General features: G+C 27.7%; 21 protein-coding genes. 17 read left to right on the forward strand and 4 right to left on the reverse strand.

Going from position 1 to position 19,374, the window contains the following annotated elements; genetic code table 11:
• The first annotated feature begins 34 nt into the window (after window positions 1-34).
• The 5 genes from DS884_RS15635 to DS884_RS15655 all read left to right on the forward strand — a co-directional run bounded on the left by DS884_RS15635 (window position 35) and on the right by DS884_RS15655 (window position 4,764).
• Window positions 35-577 (forward strand): AAA family ATPase, encoded by a 543-nt coding sequence (locus DS884_RS15635; protein WP_093871693.1) that lies wholly within the window; start codon window positions 35-37, stop codon window positions 575-577.
• Window positions 570-2,462, forward strand: a complete 1,893-nt coding sequence (locus DS884_RS15640; RefSeq protein ID WP_113787419.1) for an ATP-dependent DNA helicase RecQ — start codon at window positions 570-572, stop codon at window positions 2,460-2,462. Before DS884_RS15635 ends, DS884_RS15640 begins: the two co-directional genes overlap by 8 nt.
• A complete protein-coding gene (gene fmt, locus DS884_RS15645; protein ID WP_199488221.1) occupies window positions 2,462-3,406 on the forward strand; it encodes a methionyl-tRNA formyltransferase in 945 nt (314 codons plus the stop codon). The genes DS884_RS15640 and fmt overlap by 1 nt, the downstream gene beginning before the upstream one ends.
• A gap of 187 nt (window positions 3,407-3,593) precedes the next feature.
• Window positions 3,594-3,866: an HU family DNA-binding protein gene (locus DS884_RS15650; protein ID WP_093871695.1), complete on the forward strand. Its 273-nt coding sequence runs from the start codon at window positions 3,594-3,596 to the stop codon at window positions 3,864-3,866.
• A gap of 121 nt (window positions 3,867-3,987) precedes the next feature.
• A complete protein-coding gene (locus DS884_RS15655) occupies window positions 3,988-4,764 on the forward strand; it encodes a pentapeptide repeat-containing protein (protein WP_113787420.1) in 777 nt (258 codons plus the stop codon).
• A 58-nt stretch (window positions 4,765-4,822) separates the two neighbouring features.
• Here the strand turns inward: DS884_RS15655 and DS884_RS15660 are convergent, their stop codons facing one another.
• Window positions 4,823-5,998, reverse strand: a complete 1,176-nt coding sequence (locus DS884_RS15660; protein ID WP_093871697.1) for a class I SAM-dependent RNA methyltransferase — start codon at window positions 5,996-5,998, stop codon at window positions 4,823-4,825.
• Between the two features lie 113 nt (window positions 5,999-6,111).
• Here DS884_RS15660 and DS884_RS15665 point away from each other — a divergent pair, with 113 nt between their 5' ends.
• The 8 genes from DS884_RS15665 (at window position 6,112) to DS884_RS15700 (ending at window position 12,331) form a co-directional block, all read left to right on the forward strand.
• Window positions 6,112-6,840, forward strand: coding sequence for a class I SAM-dependent methyltransferase (locus DS884_RS15665; protein ID WP_113787421.1), 729 nt, complete (start codon window positions 6,112-6,114; stop codon window positions 6,838-6,840).
• Window positions 6,837-7,523 carry a ZIP family metal transporter gene (locus DS884_RS15670; RefSeq protein WP_113787422.1) on the forward strand — a complete coding sequence of 229 codons (687 nt, stop codon included), beginning with the start codon at window positions 6,837-6,839 and terminating at the stop codon, window positions 7,521-7,523. The genes DS884_RS15665 and DS884_RS15670 overlap by 4 nt, the downstream gene beginning before the upstream one ends.
• Before the next feature lie 104 nt (window positions 7,524-7,627).
• A complete protein-coding gene (locus DS884_RS15675; protein ID WP_113787423.1) occupies window positions 7,628-8,179 on the forward strand; it encodes a hypothetical protein in 552 nt (183 codons plus the stop codon).
• Between the two features lie 5 nt (window positions 8,180-8,184).
• Window positions 8,185-9,894: a sensor histidine kinase gene (locus tag DS884_RS15680; protein WP_113787424.1), complete on the forward strand. Its 1,710-nt coding sequence runs from the start codon at window positions 8,185-8,187 to the stop codon at window positions 9,892-9,894.
• Between the two features lie 56 nt (window positions 9,895-9,950).
• The gene (locus DS884_RS15685; protein ID WP_199488222.1) at window positions 9,951-10,592 is read left to right on the forward strand and encodes a response regulator; all 642 of its coding nucleotides are present in this window, start codon (window positions 9,951-9,953) and stop codon (window positions 10,590-10,592) included.
• Window positions 10,593-10,665: 73 nt separating this feature from the next.
• Window positions 10,666-11,064, forward strand: coding sequence for a hypothetical protein (locus DS884_RS15690; protein ID WP_113787425.1), 399 nt, complete (start codon window positions 10,666-10,668; stop codon window positions 11,062-11,064).
• 19 nt (window positions 11,065-11,083) lie between these two features.
• Window positions 11,084-11,977 (forward strand): hypothetical protein, encoded by an 894-nt coding sequence (locus DS884_RS15695; RefSeq protein WP_113787426.1) that lies wholly within the window; start codon window positions 11,084-11,086, stop codon window positions 11,975-11,977.
• A gap of 12 nt (window positions 11,978-11,989) precedes the next feature.
• Window positions 11,990-12,331 (forward strand): hypothetical protein, encoded by a 342-nt coding sequence (locus DS884_RS15700; protein ID WP_113787427.1) that lies wholly within the window; start codon window positions 11,990-11,992, stop codon window positions 12,329-12,331.
• 51 nt (window positions 12,332-12,382) lie between these two features.
• On the opposite strand, the gene DS884_RS15705 is transcribed toward DS884_RS15700, so the two are convergent.
• From DS884_RS15705 to DS884_RS15715, 3 genes are read right to left on the reverse strand one after another with little or no spacing between them, the layout of a single operon-like run.
• Window positions 12,383-12,751 carry a cupin domain-containing protein gene (locus DS884_RS15705; RefSeq protein ID WP_093871706.1) on the reverse strand — a complete coding sequence of 123 codons (369 nt, stop codon included), beginning with the start codon at window positions 12,749-12,751 and terminating at the stop codon, window positions 12,383-12,385.
• Between the two features lie 44 nt (window positions 12,752-12,795).
• The gene (locus tag DS884_RS15710) at window positions 12,796-13,356 is read right to left on the reverse strand and encodes a hypothetical protein (RefSeq protein WP_093871707.1); all 561 of its coding nucleotides are present in this window, start codon (window positions 13,354-13,356) and stop codon (window positions 12,796-12,798) included.
• A 48-nt stretch (window positions 13,357-13,404) separates the two neighbouring features.
• Window positions 13,405-14,922 carry a helicase HerA-like domain-containing protein gene (locus DS884_RS15715; protein ID WP_113787428.1) on the reverse strand — a complete coding sequence of 506 codons (1,518 nt, stop codon included), beginning with the start codon at window positions 14,920-14,922 and terminating at the stop codon, window positions 13,405-13,407.
• An 86-nt stretch (window positions 14,923-15,008) separates the two neighbouring features.
• Here DS884_RS15715 and DS884_RS15720 point away from each other — a divergent pair, with 86 nt between their 5' ends.
• The 4 genes from DS884_RS15720 (at window position 15,009) to DS884_RS15735 (ending at window position 19,373) form a co-directional block, all read left to right on the forward strand.
• Entirely contained in the window at window positions 15,009-15,641 is a 633-nt protein-coding gene (locus tag DS884_RS15720) for a 7-carboxy-7-deazaguanine synthase QueE (RefSeq protein WP_093871709.1), read from the forward strand.
• Between the two features lie 185 nt (window positions 15,642-15,826).
• A complete protein-coding gene (locus tag DS884_RS15725; RefSeq protein ID WP_113787429.1) occupies window positions 15,827-16,507 on the forward strand; it encodes a carboxypeptidase-like regulatory domain-containing protein in 681 nt (226 codons plus the stop codon).
• Window positions 16,508-16,519: 12 nt separating this feature from the next.
• Window positions 16,520-17,524 carry a transglutaminase domain-containing protein gene (locus DS884_RS15730; RefSeq protein WP_113787430.1) on the forward strand — a complete coding sequence of 335 codons (1,005 nt, stop codon included), beginning with the start codon at window positions 16,520-16,522 and terminating at the stop codon, window positions 17,522-17,524.
• A gap of 49 nt (window positions 17,525-17,573) precedes the next feature.
• Window positions 17,574-19,373 (forward strand): DUF885 domain-containing protein, encoded by a 1,800-nt coding sequence (locus DS884_RS15735; RefSeq protein WP_113787431.1) that lies wholly within the window; start codon window positions 17,574-17,576, stop codon window positions 19,371-19,373.
• Window position 19,374: the final 1 nt, after the last annotated feature.

Below are 19,374 nucleotides of genomic sequence, written 5' to 3' on the forward strand. Positions count from 1 at the left end.
TAAATTTATAAATTGAAACTTTTATTTTTGCACGATGCAACAAAAAATAGTTCTAATTGGTGGACCTGGTACAGGGAAGTCATCTATCTTAAAAGAGTTTATTAAAAGAGGTTACGAATGTATGCCTGAAATTTCAAGAGAAGTTACCTTAACCGCTCAAAAAGAAGGAATTGACCAACTTTTTCTTGACCAACCTTTACTTTTTAGCCAGATGCTTCTTGAAGGAAGAGAGAAACAATATTTAGATGCTACTCAATCTGAAAAAGAAATTATTTTTTTTGATAGAGGAGTTCCAGATGTTCATGCTTATATGAATTATTTAGGTACTGATTACCCTGATACTTATATTAAAAAAAGTAATCAGTGCACTTACGACAAAGTTTTTATGTTAGCTCCGTGGGAAGAAATTTACAAATCTGACAACGAACGGTATGAAACTTTTGAACAAGCTGTAAAAATAGATCGTTACTTAAGAGAAACTTACGAAGAAGTTGGATATACTATAATTGATGTTCCTTTTGGCTCAGTAAAAGAACGTTGTGATTTTATTTTACACTCGTTGAAAAACGATGTCTAGCAAAGCTTTACATATACTTAATCAATATTGGGGGTATACTTCTTTTAGACATCCACAAGAAGAAATTATAAACGCAGTTTTAAATTATAAAGATACAATTGCTTTATTACCAACAGGAGGAGGAAAATCTATTTGCTTTCAAATTCCGGCACTAATAAACGAAGGTGTTTGCATTGTGATTTCTCCATTACTTGCTCTTATACAAGATCAAGTTGAAAGCTTAACAAAAAGAGGTATTAAAGCTACTACAATCCCTTCTGGTAGTTCTCAAGATGAAATAATTACATTGTTTGATAATATTCGTTTTGGAAATTACAAGTTTCTATATTTATCGCCCGAACGTTTACAATCTAGGTTTATTCAAGAAAAAATTAAACAATTAACAGTTAATTTAATTGCTATTGACGAGGCGCATTGTATTTCTGAATGGGGTCATGATTTCCGTCCTTCATATACTAACATTTCTATTTTAAGAGAGCTACACCCTAATATTAACATTATAGCTTTAACAGCATCTGCTACTAATAAAGTAATAGATGATATTAAATCTTACCTTGAATTAAAGTCTTGTAATCTTTTTAAAAAATCTTTTAACAGACAAAATTTAGCATATCAAATTTTTAACACAGAAGATAAGCTATATAAAATCACTCAAATATTCACTAAAATAAAAGCACCGGCTATTGTATATGTTTCTTCTAGAAATAGAACTAAAGAAATTAGTGCTTATTTAAATGCTAAGGGGTTTAAAAGTAGTTTTTATCACGGAGGACTTTCTACTCTTGAAAAACAAATCTCTTTTGATAATTGGATGTCAGAATCAACCCCCATAATGGTAGCTACAAATGCGTTTGGCATGGGAATAGATAAATCTAATGTACGTGTAGTTATTCATTTAAATCTACCTTCATCATTAGAAAACTATATTCAAGAAGCAGGTAGAGGTGGACGAGATGGTAAAAAAGCCTTTTCAGTTATATTAACTAATAAAAGTGATGTTAATTCGTTAAAAGAACTTCAACAAAAGCAGTACCCAACTATAAACGAAATTAAAATTATTCATAAAAAACTATATCAACATTTTCAAATATCAAAAGGAGAGCATATCGAATCTTCATTTGACTTTGATTTTTTAGCTTTTTCTAATAAATATAACTTCATCCCCAACAAAGTTTCTAATGCTCTTCAACTATTAAATAATAATGGAGTTATAACACTCAACTCAAGCTTTAAGCAAAAATCCACCATTCAGTTTATTGCTTCTAGTAAACAAATTATTAATTATTCAAAACATAATTCAACTACTAAAACGTTTATTCAAGCTTTATTAAGAATTTATGGAGGTGTATTTGAACAACCTGTTAAAATAAATGAGTTTTACATTGCAAAAAAAGCTAGTATTACCTCTACAAAAGTTGTACAGCTTTTAGATGACTTAGTAGAAAAGGGATATTTAGAATATAAAAAGTCTACTAAAAACACTGAATTATTTTTTTTACTTCCAAGAGAAGATGATTATATTATTAATCGTATTTCAAAAAACATAAAAGCGTTTTACAAACAAAAAAAACAAAAGGTTAACGATATTACTTTTTTTGTTGAAAATAACACGGTTTGCAGAAGCATTCAGTTATTAAATTACTTTGATGAAGAAACTACTAAAAAATGTGGTATTTGTGACGTTTGTTTAAGGGATAAAAAAGGAATTAAAAATAATATAGAAATTCTTATACTTAACATAATAAAAGAACACAAAGAATTATCCTCTAAAGAAATCTGTACCTTAGTAAAAGTAAAAGAAGGAGACATTTTAATACATTTGCGAAAATTACTAGCCAATGAAATAATTGGTATTACAAACTACAATAAATATTTTATAAAATAATGAGAGATTTACGTATCGTTTTTATGGGAACTCCTGATTTTGCTGTAACTATACTAGAACACTTAGTTACTAACAATTATACTATTGCAGGAGTTATAACTGCAGTTGACAAACCAGCTGGTCGTGGTAGAAAATTAAATCAATCTGCAGTAAAAAAATACGCGCTATCTCAAAACTTACCGGTTCTACAACCTAAAAACCTAAAAAGTGAAGAATTTCAAGCTGAGCTAAAAGATTTAAATGCAAATTTACAAATTGTAGTAGCTTTTAGAATGTTACCAAAATCTGTTTGGGCAATGCCTAAGTATGGTACATTTAACTTACACGCATCACTATTACCAGAATATAGAGGTGCTGCTCCAATTAATTGGGCTATAATGAATGGTGAATCTAAAACTGGAGTTACCACTTTCTTTATTGACGATAAAATTGATACTGGTGAAATTATACTTCAAAATGAAACTTCTATAAGAGAAGATGAAACAGTAGGTGAATTGCATGATAAATTAATGCATTTAGGTGCTAATTTAGTTAAAGAAACTGTTGACTTAATTGCAAAAGGTGATGTTAAAACAACTAAACAACCTGAATTAGAGGAAAAGTCAGCATACAAACTATACCCTCATAACTGTAAAATAGATTGGTCTAAATCATTAAATGATATATATAACCACATAAGAGGACTAAACCCATACCCTGCTGCCTGGACAACAATTAATAATAATGAAGAAGAAATTACAGCTAAAATTTATTCCGTTTCCAAAGAATTTTTGTCGCATGATTATAATAATGGAAAAATAATCACAACAAAATCAACATTAAAAATTGCAGTTAAAGATGGTTTTTTAATAATAAATGAAATTAAGCTTTCAGGAAAAAAACTAATGGACTCAAGAAGTTTGCTAAATGGTTATCAATTTTCTAACGAAGCAATAGCCCTGTAGCCCTTTACTTATAAGGTAATTACAGTTTTCAACAAATAAACAAGTAGGGTTATTAACAATTAGACCCTTTTTATTAACAAAACACCTTTTTTTTTGCATCAAATGTTGCACAATACCGCATTCCGTCTATATTTGTTGAGCTTATTAAGCAAAAAACATTAATTAATTTTTAAAATCCATTTAAATTATGAACAAATCAGATTTAATCGATGCTATGGCTGCTGACGCAGGAATTTCAAAAGCTGCTGCTAAAGCTGCATTAGATTCTTTAACTTCTAACGTAACTAAATCTTTGAAATCAGGAAATAAAGTTGCTTTAGTTGGATGGGGAACTTGGTCTGTATCTGAAAGAGCTGCTAGAACAGGAAGAAACCCTCAAACTGGTAAAGAAATTCAAATCGCTGCTAAAAACGTTGTTAAGTTTAAAGCAGGTGCTGGTTTAAGCGACTCAGTGAACTAAGATTTTTAAAAAATCATATCTATATAACAGTATTTAGGCAACTAAATGCTGTTTTTTTTTATAATGTGTCACGTTTTAAAAAAGACACTGTCTTTAAAATATAAACATTAAAACAACACTTATGAAAAATATACTTACAATCATAGCCGTTTTATTTTCTACTACATTCATTTTTAGTCAAAAAACAGTCAATGCTTCAGATATAATGAGAGATATAAAAAATGGTAAGACCATTGAATACTCTAACACTATTATTAAAGGTGAATTAGATTTTACTTTTATGGATAAAGCTTTACCTAAATTACCTAAAAGACGTAAATGGTGGAATAATGGAGGCTCAAATACTATAGAAAAACAAATTAGTAATAAAATTGTTTTTAAAAACTGTACTTTCAAAGATGATGTACTAGCATACATTCCTCATGAAGATAGTGGTTATACATTCATCGCTAATTTTGAAAATATTACTGTTTTTAAGAATTGTAATTTTGAGCAAAAGGCAATGTTTAAATACTCTGATTTTGAAAGAGATGCAGATTTCTCTGGCTCTAAATTTAATAGTGATACAACTTTTAAGTATGCTAAATTTGACAGAGGTATCTCATTCAAAAACACCTATTTTGATGAACCAGCTACCTTTAAATATTCTGATTTCAATGAATTTGTAAGTTTTGAAAACTCTGTTTTTAATGAAACCGCAACTTTTAAATATACAGAATTTAATGATGGGGTTTCTTTTAATAATGTGAAATTTAAAGAAGATTTAAACCTTAAATACACTAAAGTTACTGGAGAATTTGATATAACAAATATGGAAGTTTCCTATGATATAAACTCTAAATACACCGATATAAACGGAAAAAGTTTCAGTAAATACTTATTGAAAAGTAGACAATAAATTCTGTAACAATAACAAAAAAAAGCTGTTGTAAATTTACAACAGCTTTTTTTTGTTATTATTCCTCTTCATACGAGGTATTCTTTTTTGCTTTTTTACTTCCTTCGTATAATTCGTATTTTACAAAACGACAATCTAAATCTGCATTTTTAAGAGGCACTCGTTTTGACGTTCTTAAACCAACATGTTTTAATGCTTGTATATCTGAGGTTATTAACCAAGCAGTAGAATTACCATAATTATGCTTTAAAGTATCCCCTATCTTCCCATAAAACTCTTCTACATCAATATTTAACCGCTCTCCATAAGGTGGATTAAATAAAATGGTAGTTTTACCAAACACTTCTTTTTTAGAGTTAAAGAAATTTACATGGTGTACCCCTATAAATTCATCTAAATTAGCATTAATTATATTTTGTTCAGCTTTTCTTACAGCAGACGGAGCCTTATCAAAGCCCATAATTTTAAAGTGTGAGCTTCTTATTTTCTTTAATAATGAATCTTGAATTACAAAATACAAATCTTCATCGTAGTCTTTCCAATTTTCAAAAGCAAAGTGCTTACGATTAATATTTGCAGGTATTTGATTAGCAATCATTGCTGCTTCAATCAAAATAGTTCCAGAACCACACATAGGATCAATAAAATTCTCTTCACCTTTATATCCAGATAACAATACTAAACCAGCTGCTAAAACTTCATTAATCGGGGCAATATTAGTAGCACTCCTATACCCTCTTTTATGCAAAGAATCTCCAGAAGAATCTAATGAAATTGTTAACCATTCTTTATGAATATGGATATGAATTTTTACATCTGGATATTTTAAGTCTACATTTGGGCGCTTTTTATACTTATGCATGAAATAATCAGCAATAGCATCTTTCGATTTTAAGCTAATATAATGTGAGTTAGTAGTAAAATTTCTAGAATTCACAACAGCTCCAATAGCAAAGGTTCCTTCTACATCTAAAAAGCGTTCCCATTTTATACGTTGTATAGCTTCATATAAATCTTCTTCATCAAAAATTTTACTCCTTTTTATAGGTTTTAAAATCCTAATAGCTGTTCTTAAAGCAATATTTGCTTTATACATAAACCCTTTATCTCCTCTAAAAGAAACATTTCTTATTCCTTCTTTTACTTCTTGAGCACCTAGTTTACGAAGTTCATCTGCTAAAACACCTTCTAAACCTGCCATAGTTATGGCTGTCATTTTAAAATCTTTCTCCATGTATACCTGTAAAATTTCGTTACAAAAGTACTGCTAATTTATCTACTTATGAATTTTTATTCTTTCATCTTATAAAACGTAAGATTTCATTATTTTTGCTGACTCTTATTATTATGGATACAAAAAAAGATTGGTTTACTTCGTGGTTTGATACACCTTACTATCATATTTTATATAAGCATAGAAATGATACTGATGCGCAATTTTTTATGCGTAACATTACTTCTTTCTTAAAACTAAAGAAAAACAGCTCAATTGCTGATGTTCCTTGCGGTAAGGGAAGGCATTCTGTTTATCTAAATTCTTTAGGGTACAATGTTAGCGGTGGTGATTTAAGTGCTAATAGTATTCAACATGCTAAAGAATTTGAAAATGATTCTTTAGAGTTTGAAGTATGGGATATGCGTAAACCTATTGAGAATAAATACGACGCTATTTTTAACTTATTTACTAGTTTTGGATATTTTGAAGATGACAATGATGATATTTTAATTTTACAGAACTTCAAAAACGGGCTAAAAAAAGATGGTGTTTTAGTTGTAGATTTTTTAAATGTTGAAAAAGCAAAAGCTAATTTAATACCTGAAGAAGCAAAAACTATTGACGGAATTAAATTTAATATAAAAAAAGAGATCAAAAATGGTTTTATTTTAAAGCATATTTCATTTTTTGCAGACAATAAGGAACATACCTATACCGAACAAGTAAAACTTTTAACTTTAAAAAAAATGCATAATTATTTTGAGAGTGCTGGATTAAAAGTTCAACATGTTTTTGGTAATTATGCTTTACAAAATTTTAACAAAGAGACTTCTGACAGATTAATACTGATTGCTGAATGAGTTATATTTTATTAATACTTTCTGTTTTATTAGGTTCTTTAATTGTTTTATTTATAAAACCTAGTAACACCTTTGTTAGGTTATTACTTGCTTTTAGTGGTGCCTATTTACTATCTGTTACAGTTTTGCATTTACTTCCAGAAGTATATACACAAAATACTAACATTAAATTAATTGGTATCCTTATCTTAGGAGGTATCTTAATACAATCTGTATTAGAATCATTTTCAAAAGGTGCCGAACATGGACATGTTCATGTTCGTTCAGATAAAGACAAGTTTCCTTGGTTATTGTTTATTAGCTTATGTATTCATGCTTTTTCAGAAGGACTTCCTATTCATGACCATGAAGGTCATCAACATAATCTTTTATGGGCTATTTTTATTCATAAAATACCAATTGCAGTTGTTTTAACTACTTTTTTAATAAAAACTAAATACACTAAAAAAACAATGGTTCTTTTTTTAGGTTTGTTTGCATTAATGAGTCCGTTAGGTATTTTTATTTCAGAAAAAATTACTTTTTTCACAAAATACCACTCAGAAATTACTGCTTTTACCATTGGTATATTTTTACACATTTCTACTATTATCCTATTTGAGGGTTCAGAAAACCATAAATTTAACTTTCAAAAATTCACTGCTATTTTACTAGGAATCATACTTACTATTATTACTGTATAAGATTTTGTTTATATTTAAGTATTTTAAAATACTTAATTGTAGGTATATAATACTCTATATTTTTTTCGAGTTTTGGAGTAAATTAACAATCAAATTTATTTATTATGAAACTCAAATTCGAAAAAATTAAACCTCATCATTTAGGTAATTATTCAGATGATTTTAAAAATTTTGACATCACTAAAAAAGAAAATATGGTTAGTTATTATGATTTTGATGAAAAAACTATACATATTGAAACTCCTTTACCTAATAAAAAGTTTATTCTAAAGAATGTTTTTAATATCTCTAATATATTTTACGCTATGATTGTAATACATATAACAGATACTAAAAACATACCAAGAAGAAATGACCATAAAGAATATATTGGAGAAATTGATATAAATTTTGATGAACTCATAAATGTTACAGAACCATCTTTTAAAATCACAAAAGGAGAAGAGGTTTATGTTTTAGTTTTTAATGACAATGACATTATTAATAATAATAATATTATTATGAAAGTTAAGGAGCATTTACCTAAATATAAATTTATTTCATTTGAGAAAGAAAAAAACAGAACTATTGACTCACTTAAAAACAATAAAAGACTTTACTCCCTTTTTGAAGAACCTAAAGAAGCTGGAGGTGGTGTAATTGTTTCTGGCCCATAAACTTCATGTTAAAAACTCTATTAAAATATTTTATAAATACTGTTATATATTTTTTTATTATAACAGTATTTTCTATTAATGAAGTTAAAAAAGATTCTTCATATATATTTTTTACCAAAGGAATAAAATCTATTAAACTAAATAAAGCTTATTTAGCTTACAAGTATATTTTAAAATCAAAAAAACTATACTTAAATAGCAAAAAAATTGACAGTGTTTTTATTTGTAACATAAAATTATTCGATATTGTTAGTTCTCAGAAAAAAATAAATAAAGATCCATTACAATACTTAAAAGAAAACCAGCAATATAAAATAACAGATACCGTATGGGTTATTGCTTTAAAAAACAGATTCGCTTCCTATTTTTTTAATCAAAACTCCCCTGTAACTTCAGCAAAATATTATAAAGAATCTTTAAAGTTATGTTTTAAGATTAATAGAAAAGATTATGCTCAGAATACTTATACTAATCTTGGTTTGTTATACTCTATTAAAAAGCCAGATTCTGCAAGTTATTTCTTAAATAAGGCTATAAAAATAAATTCCACCAGTAATCCTGATGAATTAATTAGTATATACATCAATCTAATCAATTTATATCAAAAACAAAAAAACTACCGTAAAGCTATAGAAATTCTTGAAAAAACTAAAAACTTAAAACTTTCTCAATATGAAGTAAAATATCAAAAAATAATTTATCAAAAATTAGCTGACTGTTACCAACAAATAGGCAATTATCAAAGAGCATATAAATATCAACAAAATTATATTTTATATAAAGATAGTTTAAATACAAGCCAACAAAATATAGCAATTGCTGACCTAGATAAAAAGTACAAAGTAGCAGAAAAAGAAAAGGAGAATTTACAGTTAAAGCAAGATAACTTAATCAATGAACAACAAATAAAACATGGTGAAAATTTATTTTATGGTGCTTTAGTTTTTTTAATACTTGGCGGAATAATTGGTTTTCTTTCTTTAAAAAACTCTCGTAGAAAACGCTTATTAGCAGAACAACAAAATCAACTAGAGCAACAAAAAAACCTTACTTTACTAAAAGAACAAGAAATAAATACCATTAATGCTATGATTGATGGGCAAGAAAAAGAGCGAATACGGATTGCTGAAGATTTACATGATAATATAGGTAGCGTTCTCGCTACTTTAAAACTTCATTTTGAGAACTTACAGCTAAATAGAGACAATAAACACTTTAATCAAGATGAATTATACCAAAAAACAGAAAAACTAATTGATGAAGCCTATTTAAAAATAAGAAGTATTGCTCATGCTAAAAACTCTGGCGTAATTGCCAATAAAGGATTACTAGTTGCTGTTAAAATAATGGCTGAAAAAATTTCTGATGCAAACAAGATAAGTATTGATGTTATTGATTATGGTTTAAACAAACGCCTTGAAAACAGCTTAGAAATAACCGTTTTTAGAATTATACAAGAATTGACTACCAATATTATAAAACACTCAAAAGCTACACATACAAGTATTAATATTTCTCAATTTGAAAATACTTTAAATATTATTGTGGAAGATAATGGGAAAGGTTTTGATTATAAGAAAATAGCTATAAATAAGGGCATGGGAATTGGATCTATTCAAACTCGTATTAAACACCTTAACGGAACCTTTGAAATTGACTCTACAAAAAACAAAGGAACTTCAATTATTATTGATATTCCTATAAACTTTACCTAATTCTAGGTACATCTAATAGAACTTAATTTTAATATCTTTGAGTAAAACTTAGTTTTATGATTACTATAGCTATGGCAGAAGACCATCAAATGCTAATTGATGGAGTTAAATCTTTTTTTGAATACAATGAAGACATAACTATTATAGGTACTGTAAATAATGGTAAAGATTTAATTAAACTAGTATCTTTAAAACAACCAAAAGTTGTTATTACTGATATTAGAATGCCAATAATGGATGGTATAGAAGCTACAAAAACTATAAAATCTCAATTTCCTCATATACGTGTTTTAGCTATGACTATGTTTGATCAGCCAGAAGCTATAAAACAAATGTTAGATGCTGGTGCTACCGGTTACTTATTAAAAAATTCTGGTATTAAAATGCTTTTAAAAGCAATTGTAGCCGTTGCAAATGGTGAAACTTTTTTTGATCCTAATGTAGCTTTTAATTTTATGAACAATTACATCGATAAAAATGTAATTATAGGTAAAACAGAAAAAGTGACACTCTCTAACAGAGAAAAAGAAATTTTACAGCTAATTGCAACCGGAAAAACTTCAAAAGAAATAGCTGATGTTCTATTTATTGCTAAAACTACTGTAGACACACATAGGAAAAATATGATCCGTAAACTAAATTTATCTAATGGAAATGAATTAATAAAATACGCCATTGATAAAAAGTATCAATTTTAAATTACTTATTCATAGGTATATTACAACATCTAACTATAGCATAATTTTGAGTATCTAATCAAACTCATTTATTATGCTATTTATCAGCTTGAAATTATTACTTCCTAGCTTTCTTGGAGCTGTTGGACAAGAGGTTTTACATTGGTATAACCTTAGTAAGTCATTAGGAAATAATGTAAAATTATTTTCATCCAAATCCTACTGGATTATCACAACCATATCAATTATCTTTTTTGGTTTAACAGCCAGTTATTTATCCGAGTTTATTAATATTCCAAAAATTGAAGAAAACACTAAACTCTTTATAACTGGCCTGTTTTACCCACTAATAGCTAAACAATTATTAAAGATAGTAACCATAATGAAACCTAATAGAATTGACCAGAATGAACATAGAGAATCCGATGTTCTTATAAAATCATTAAAAAAGAAAAATAGCTTTAACCCAAAAGATTATATAACTAAATATTAAAAACTTAACATCTATTTAAATGAAAAAAATACTTTTTTTGAGCATAACGATTATAATTTGTAGTTGTGCCACACTAACCGATACACAAATAAATGCAGTTAATAATTTTGCTACAACAACTTCTAGTTATTCAAATTACCCAAGCAAAATAACGAAAGAACTAAATAACATACGTTTAAAAAGAGGAATAACTTATGTAACAACCATTAAAAACCGTATAGATCGCAAAAAAAAACTTGATAGCATATATAGTAGTTTAAAAACAGGTAATCTTCTGACTCAAAATGTCGATTTATCACTTAAAATTATAGATAAATACGCACAATCATTAGCCCTATTATCTTCAGATAAAATTACTTCAAATTTAAAAGAACAGGCTAGTAAATTTGGTATAGGAATAGATTCTTTAGTTACTTTATATAATAAAGTTGAAAATAAAAACCTACCATCGAACATTGGAGAGGCTTTAGGCAAAATTATAACAACAATTGGGAAACAGTATGTAAAATACAAACAAGCCAAAGAAATTAAAAAATTTGTTAAAAAGGCTGATATTATTATTGATACTATGACTGACAATTTAATAGACTTCTTAGACTCTGAATCTATCCATGACATCATAAAAACAGAAGAACGTCTTCTAAACATTGATTATTCAGCATATTTAAATTTAAACTCTAAAGTTGATAAAAATAATTTGGAGGAATATTTAACATTAAAGAATAATCTTGAAATAACAAAAAAATTAAGAGATCAAGTTTCAAAATCAACTTGTAACTTAAGATTAGCACATAAAAAACTATGCAAAATTATAAAAGAGAAGCAAAATTTAAAATTTGCTATTAAAGAATTTCAATCTCTTTACACAGAATTAAAAGAAATAAAAAATACAATTTCCCAAATTAAAAAATAAAAACAATCTATTATGAACACTGAAAAAATTAAAACACTTGACCAAATTCTAGACTCTATAGAAATTATTGAAAATGCAAGATCCATAAACGATTTATCTCAAGAAGATAGATTAAGATTAGAAAAAGCTTCTCTACAACTAAGAAACTTAGTCACTACTATCATACGTGAAAAAACAAAAAAATTAATAGAAATTTTAAATAGAGATACTAATAAAATGAAAAGTCTAATAGAAAAAATGCAAATTTCAAACAAAAAACTAGCTGGCGTAGCTAAATCACTTGAAAAAGTAACTAATATTATCGAATCTTTAGTCAATATTACCTCTCAAGCATTACTTTCTGGTTTGGTATAAAATTAATTTACTCTATAAATTAATCAAAGAATAAACTAATACTTTATTAGTTTATTCTTTTTCTCTATTAACCAAATTCATAGAAAATGCAGGTAAACAAATAGCTAAGTACTCACATTCACTATCAAAAGGATTTGAATATTGAACACGAACATTTTTCTCAATCTTTATAGATTGACCAGCTTTAAGAACAACTATATCTCCATCAATATTAAATTGTTTTTTCCCTTTAATCACATAGGTATACTCTTCAAATTTTGGGGTTTGAAAAGGTTCACTCCAACCAGCTGGTGCCACCATATGTGCAATGCTTACTTCAGAGTTTTTATCAGTAGCATTCCCAAAGTGCTCTTCTATTAATTTACCATCTGTAGTTGGCACTACAAAAGGACTTGTTTGAATTGTATATTTTTTACTCATAAAAAAAACAAAAGTCGAAACTAAGTTTCGACTTTTTTAAATTTTTAGTTAAACCAAATGGTTAATGATTTAATTTTAGCTAAATCAGGAATTTGTTCAATACTTACTTTTTGTGTACTAAATTCTTTCAATCCTAAATCTTCTTTATCTATTGCAACAGTAGCGTTAAGTTCATCTATAAATAAGGTTGCTGATGAAAAAGACGATTCAACTTTACTAATTTTATTATTAGCATTTATTTCTTGAAAAGTTGAGTTAATATTTAAACCTGTTTTTGTTTTAAACCTGTCATCAAAAATTTCAATACTTTTTATTGTTGATGTTGAATCTAGTTGTTCTTTAGGAATAATAGTAAGTAAATGCTTCCCTCCTTTTTCATAAACTAAGTATTTATCATCATCTTGAAAGAAATTATTCCCTTTAGCTCCTTCACTCAATATCTTTACTACAGAGTCTTTAGCAAAAAGATTATCAACTTCTTGTATCGTAGTTTTAACTGTAAGCTTTCCTACTTTTCCTTTAGCAATATCATATTTATTGTTGCTACATTGTATAAAAACAATAGAAATTAATGCTATAGCTAATGGTTTATATAGTTTTATCATGTAATTTATTTTAATTATAACGTTTTTTCCTTTTAAGAAATTATATTTCTACATTACTTTTTTTAATATTCCAAAAACACTCCTAATAAACGTTGCACTTGTTAGTACTTTAATAATAGGATTCATACGTGTACTTCTACTTCTAGAAGATGATTTTCTTCTTGTTTTTTCTCTTTCCTTATAATCGTCTTCTTCTGTTTTTTCTTTATTTATTCTTTTTATTTTTTCATTTAATAACTCATAAGCACTTTCTCTATCAACAGTTTTATTGTATTTAGAAATTAATTTAGAGTTATCTATAACTTCATCAATTTCTTTTTCAGTTAATATATCCATTCTGCTCATTGGTGCTCGTAACATAGTCCTAGCCAATGGTGTAGGAATTCCTTTTTCATTTAATACAGATACTAAGGCCTCACCAATTCCTAATTGAGTTAGCACTTCTTTCGTGTCATAATATTCAGAATCTGGATAATTCTCTGCTGCTAATTTAATAGCTTTTCTATCTTTAGCTGTAAAAGCACGCAAAGCATGCTGTATTTTCATACCTAACTGCGCTAAAACATCTTCAGGAACATCTTTTGGGTTCTGTGTTACAAAATATAATCCAATTCCTTTTGATCGAATTAACTTTATAATACTTTCAATTTGACTTAATAAAGCCTTTGAAGCTTCATCAAATACTAGATGAGCTTCATCTATAAAAATAACTAACTCAGGCTGACCACTATCTCCTTGCTCTGGAAATGTTTCATAAACCTCAGCCAACAACTGTAACATAAATGTTGAAAATAGTTTTGGCTTATCTTGAATATCTGTTAAACGCAATACAGAAATTACACCTTTTCCATTTTCATCAATACGAGTTAAATCATCAACTTCAAATGATTTTTCTCCGAAAAACAAATCTCCACCCTGCTGCTCTATTTCAATAACTTTACGTAAAATTGCTCCAGTACTTGCTGTTGAAATTCGACCATACTCTTCTTTAATTTCTTCTTTTCCTTCATTTGTTACATATTGAAGAATTTTTTTAAAGTCTTTTAAATCTAATAACGGTAACTGGTTGTCATCACAATATTTAAAAATAATGGCAACAATACCAGACTGAGTTTCTGTTAAGTCTAAAATTCTAGAAAGTAAAACGGGGCCAAATTCAGAGATCGTAGCACGCAATTTAACTCCTTTTTGCTCTGAAATTGTTAAAATTTCAATTGGGAATTTTTGTGCATCAAATGGAATACCAATTTTTTCATGACGTTCATCTATTTTTGTATGTCCAGGACTAGCTTGAGCCAATCCACTTAAATCTCCTTTTACATCCATCAATAATACAGGAATTCCTTTTTCTGACATATTTTCAGCCAAAACTTGCAATGTTTTGGTTTTTCCTGTACCTGTAGCACCAGCAATTAATCCATGGCGATTTAACATTTTCAAAGGAATGTTAACCAATGCATTCGTTACTGTTTCTTCTCCTAACATTCCAGCTCCCAAGGTGATAAAATCTCCTTTGCTCTTATAACCGTCATTTATATACTTATAAAATTCTTCTGTTTTACTCATATTTTTTTGAAGTTCATTCGTAAAAAACACGTAAAAATAACAAAAAACATTCATTAATTTTTAATGTTGCCTATCTTTGCACACTTATGTTGAAAAAAGAGATTCAAGAGTTGATAGATAAAGGTGAAATGCTTCCACTAATGGAAGAGTTTTACACCATTCAAGGAGAGGGGGCACATACAGGTACTGCAGCTTATTTTATTCGTATTGGAGGTTGTGATGTTGGTTGTCATTGGTGTGACGTTAAAGAAAGTTGGGATGCTAATTTACACCCTCCTACTCATACAGATACAATAGTTGAAAATACTAGTAAGTATGCAAAAACTGTTGTTATTACAGGTGGTGAACCTTTAATGTGGAGTTTAGACTATATAACTAATCAGCTTCAAGAAAAAGGTATTAAAACACATATTGAAACTTCTGGTGCTTATGATTTTTCTGGAACTTGGGATTGGTTTTGCTTGTCTCCAAAGAAAAACAAACTACCTTTAAAACGTTCATATGAAGAAGCAAATGAATTAAAAATGATCATTCATAATAAAAATGATTTTCAATTTGCTGAAGAACAAGCTAAAAAAGTTGGAGAAAAATGTAATCTTTTTTTACAACCAGAGTGGAGTAAAAAAGAAAAAATGACTCCTTTAATTATCGATTATGTAATGAATAACCCTAAATGGCGTATTTCTTTACAAACTCATAAGTACTTGAACATACCGTAAATTATTTTTATAAATAAAACTAAAAAGCCTCTTTGATTTATTTTCAAAGAGGTTTTTTGGGTTAAAAAAGTTTACTCTTCAAAACTTACACTTCACTCATTAAGAAGTATCGTTTCCTAATTATTGGTTTTAAATATTTAGAATAAAATATAGGTTTGATCAAAAATCAATTAAAATTAAAAATTATGAAAAATCAATTTACATTAGGAATTAACAAGCCTTGCTCTGAAGACTTTAATCAATTTACACCTACTAATTCTGGAGGGTTTTGTGGTTCTTGTGAAAAAAACGTTATCGATTTTACTAAAATGAATTCCAAAGAAATCATTAGCTACTTTAAAAATAATGATTCTAAAAAAACTTGTGGAAGATTTAAAAAACATCAATTAAAAACATATTCTGAAACTACATATTTACATAAAAAACAAAGTTTAATTGGAGGGCTAGCTCTAACAATTATATCATTATTTATTCCAAATACGGCAAACGCTCAAAAATGTAAACAGCCAACAGAAATAGTAATTCAAAAAAACAAAAAACTAAAACTTAAATCACACAATAAGGAAGTTACTATAAAAGGGTTTGTTAAAGATGAGTCAGGCCCATTACCTGGTGTTAGTGTTCTTTTAAAAGGTACAACAATAGGCACAGAAACAGATTTTGATGGTAATTTTGAGTTTCCTAAACAACTAAAAAAAGGAGATATTTTAATTTTTAGTTTCGTAGGAATGAAAACAGAAGAAGTTATTATTACTGATAAAAACTTTACTTCAAAGAAAAAAATTGATGTTACTATTAAAAGTGAAGCATGTATATTAATGGGAGAAGTTGCTATAAAGAAAACTTATTCATCAAAAAGGAAATAAAACTAAATTGCTATGAAGAAAATTTTGCTCTTTATTTTTCTAAACTTAACTTATTTTGCAAACTCCCAAGTTTCTGATTTTAAAAACATCAACTTTAAAAAGGTTGAAAATATTGTTAAAACATACAAATACGAAAGATTAAATAATTTACCTCAACTATCTTTTAAACTTACTTCTAAATTAAATAGTGATGTAGAAAAGTTTAGAGCTATTTACCTTTGGGTTACATCAAACATTAAAGGTGACTATACCCTTTCTCGTAAAATAATAAGGAAAAGAAAACGACTCAAAAACGATAGTATCGCTCTTTACAATTGGAATAAATCCATAACATCAAAAGTTTTTAAAACACTACGAGAAAAACAAAAAACAATATGTACTGGGTATGCTTATTTAATTAAAGAACTTGCTTCACTTTCCAATATAGAATGTAAAATTATTAATGGCTATAATAGAACATCAACATCTAATGTTAATTCTTTTGAGCTTATAAATCATTCATGGAATGCAGTAAAATTAAATAACAAATGGTATTTATGTGACCCTTCTTTATCTAGTAGTTATACAAATGAATTTTATACATTTATATTTGATTATAATGATGGGTATTTTTTAACTGAGCCTTCTTTATTTTCTAAAAATCATTATCCTCAAAATAAAAAATGGCTCTTGAACTCCAATATTTCAAAACAGGACTTTATCACTTCTCCTCTTATTTATGATGACGCTTTTAAGTATAAAATAACTCCTATTACTCCTTCAAAAATGAATATTGAAATAAAGAAAGGAGAAGAGGTAACTTTTAAATTTAAAACATTAAAAAAAATTACTACAAAAAATATAACATTAGTATCATATATTGGAGTAAATGAGAAACATCATAAAATTTATAATCTTAGAAATGTAGATAACATTATTACTTTTAAGATTAAAGTCAATAAAAAAAGGAATTATGATCTTCACTTAAAAATTGATAATGACGTAGTCATGACATACACAATGAAGCTAGTTCGCTAAAATAAAATTTCTTTTTTGGTATATTTGTTGGCAATCAAAGAACATTATCATGAAAAATATATTTGTATCAGTAATTACTGCTACGCTACTTTTTTATTCTTGTAAACAAGAAAAAAAAGAAACCACAAATTTAGTTACTAAAACTCAAAAAGTAAATACTGATTTTGACAACTTGTTAAAGGAGTACAATGAACGAAAACTACGTTTGTTTCCTATAAGTGCTACACAAGCTGGAGATGCAAGATATAATGATAAGTTCCCTAATAGTTTATTAACGGAATATACTTACAAAACTGAATCTTTTTATGACTATTTTAAAAGTAAACTTGAATCTTATAAAAATAGTGATTTATCAGAAAGTCAACAAATGAGTAAAGCTGTACTTGCATGGGATTGTGATATTGCTCTTGCTCAAAATAGCTTTAAAAACGATTTATTGATGCCTATTAATCAAATGTGGACTATTAATCTTACCATCGGACAATTTGCAAGTGGAAGTAGTTCACAGCCATTTAAAACAGTGGTAGATTATAAAAATTGGTTACTTAGGTTAGATAGCTATAATAATTGGTTAAAATCTGCTAAAGATAGAATGCAAGAAGGAATTAAAGAAGGTTATGTTTTACCAAAATCTTTAATAGAAAAAGTAATTCCTCAATTTAAAGTATTAGCAAATACTACCCTAAAAGATCATTTATTTTATACTCCTATTAAAAACTTTCCTTCTAAATTCTCAAATGAAGAGAAAGAAGAGTTATCAAAAAAGTATACTAACGTCTTAAATGAAAAATTAATACCTTCTTTTAAAAGTTTATATAATTTCTTAAAAACAGATTATTTAAAAGCAGGAAGAAAGGATAGTGGTATTGATGGAGTTCCTCAAGGGAAGGAATATTATCAACATGCTATTAAAAAGTACACCACAACTACTATGACTGCTGATGAAATTCATAACCTTGGCTTAAATGAAGTCGGTCGTATTTTATCTGAAATGGAAAAAGTTAAAGAGCAAGTTGGTTTTAAAGGGAGTTTAAAAGACTTTTTTAACTATGTGCGTGAAAACAAAGAGTTAATGCCATATACTACTCCTAAACAAATCATTGACAATTTTAATGCAATTCATAAAAAAATGAAGCCGCAATTAGAAAAGTTATTTGGAAACAAACCAAAAACTGGATTCATAGTTAAACAAACTGAAAAGTTTAGAGAAGCTTCTGCAAGCGCAGAATATAACCCTGGATCTTTAGATGGAACTAGACCTGGTGTTTTCTATACTCCTATTCCGAATGCAACAAAGTATAATGTATTTTCTGATGAAGCGCTATTTTTACATGAAGCTATTCCAGGGCATCATTATCAAATATCTTTAACACAAGAAAATAAAAACTTACCTGATTTTAGAAAAACTTTATGGTACAGTGCTTATGGTGAAGGTTGGGCACTATATACTGAAAACTTAGGTAAAGAATTAGGTTTATACACTGACCCCTACCAATATTTTGGAATGTTAGGAATGGAAATGCATCGTGCGATTCGTTTAGTTGTTGATACTGGGATGCACGCTAAAGGATGGAGTAGAGAAAAAGCGATTGAGTATTCATTAAATAATGAAGCAGAATCTGAAGCTAGTATTATTTCAGAAATTGAACGTTATATGGCAAATCCTGGGCAAGCTTTATCTTATAAAATTGGACAATTAAAAATTAGAGAGTTACGTGCTAAAGCCAAAAAAGTACTAGGTGATAAATTTGATATTCGTGAATTTCACAATCAAATTCTAGAAACTGGTTGTATTCCCCTAGCTTTACTTGAAAACAAAATAAATAAATGGATTACTTCTTTAAAGTAAT

Source organism: Tenacibaculum sp. E3R01, assembly GCF_003318185.1.
Classification (GTDB): Bacteria; Bacteroidota; Bacteroidia; order Flavobacteriales; family Flavobacteriaceae; genus Polaribacter; species Polaribacter halocynthiae.

What these genes read in the sequence shown, in the direction of transcription:
- DS884_RS15635 (WP_093871693.1), top strand. Translation starts at nt 35, where the DNA reads ATGCAACAAAAAATAGTTCTAATTGGTGGACCTGGTACAGGGAAGTCA.
- DS884_RS15640 (WP_113787419.1), top strand. Translation starts at nt 570, where the DNA reads ATGTCTAGCAAAGCTTTACATATACTTAATCAATATTGGGGGTATACT.
- fmt (WP_199488221.1), top strand. Translation starts at nt 2,462, where the DNA reads ATGAGAGATTTACGTATCGTTTTTATGGGAACTCCTGATTTTGCTGTA.
- DS884_RS15650 (WP_093871695.1), top strand. Translation starts at nt 3,594, where the DNA reads ATGAACAAATCAGATTTAATCGATGCTATGGCTGCTGACGCAGGAATT.
- DS884_RS15655 (WP_113787420.1), top strand. Translation starts at nt 3,988, where the DNA reads ATGAAAAATATACTTACAATCATAGCCGTTTTATTTTCTACTACATTC.
- DS884_RS15660 (WP_093871697.1), bottom strand. Translation starts at nt 5,998, where the DNA reads ATGGAGAAAGATTTTAAAATGACAGCCATAACTATGGCAGGTTTAGAA.
- DS884_RS15665 (WP_113787421.1), top strand. Translation starts at nt 6,112, where the DNA reads ATGGATACAAAAAAAGATTGGTTTACTTCGTGGTTTGATACACCTTAC.
- DS884_RS15670 (WP_113787422.1), top strand. Translation starts at nt 6,837, where the DNA reads ATGAGTTATATTTTATTAATACTTTCTGTTTTATTAGGTTCTTTAATT.
- DS884_RS15675 (WP_113787423.1), top strand. Translation starts at nt 7,628, where the DNA reads ATGAAACTCAAATTCGAAAAAATTAAACCTCATCATTTAGGTAATTAT.
- DS884_RS15680 (WP_113787424.1), top strand. Translation starts at nt 8,185, where the DNA reads ATGTTAAAAACTCTATTAAAATATTTTATAAATACTGTTATATATTTT.
- DS884_RS15685 (WP_199488222.1), top strand. Translation starts at nt 9,951, where the DNA reads ATGATTACTATAGCTATGGCAGAAGACCATCAAATGCTAATTGATGGA.
- DS884_RS15690 (WP_113787425.1), top strand. Translation starts at nt 10,666, where the DNA reads ATGCTATTTATCAGCTTGAAATTATTACTTCCTAGCTTTCTTGGAGCT.
- DS884_RS15695 (WP_113787426.1), top strand. Translation starts at nt 11,084, where the DNA reads ATGAAAAAAATACTTTTTTTGAGCATAACGATTATAATTTGTAGTTGT.
- DS884_RS15700 (WP_113787427.1), top strand. Translation starts at nt 11,990, where the DNA reads ATGAACACTGAAAAAATTAAAACACTTGACCAAATTCTAGACTCTATA.
- DS884_RS15705 (WP_093871706.1), bottom strand. Translation starts at nt 12,751, where the DNA reads ATGAGTAAAAAATATACAATTCAAACAAGTCCTTTTGTAGTGCCAACT.
- DS884_RS15710 (WP_093871707.1), bottom strand. Translation starts at nt 13,356, where the DNA reads ATGATAAAACTATATAAACCATTAGCTATAGCATTAATTTCTATTGTT.
- DS884_RS15715 (WP_113787428.1), bottom strand. Translation starts at nt 14,922, where the DNA reads ATGAGTAAAACAGAAGAATTTTATAAGTATATAAATGACGGTTATAAG.
- DS884_RS15720 (WP_093871709.1), top strand. Translation starts at nt 15,009, where the DNA reads ATGTTGAAAAAAGAGATTCAAGAGTTGATAGATAAAGGTGAAATGCTT.
- DS884_RS15725 (WP_113787429.1), top strand. Translation starts at nt 15,827, where the DNA reads ATGAAAAATCAATTTACATTAGGAATTAACAAGCCTTGCTCTGAAGAC.
- DS884_RS15730 (WP_113787430.1), top strand. Translation starts at nt 16,520, where the DNA reads ATGAAGAAAATTTTGCTCTTTATTTTTCTAAACTTAACTTATTTTGCA.
- DS884_RS15735 (WP_113787431.1), top strand. Translation starts at nt 17,574, where the DNA reads ATGAAAAATATATTTGTATCAGTAATTACTGCTACGCTACTTTTTTAT.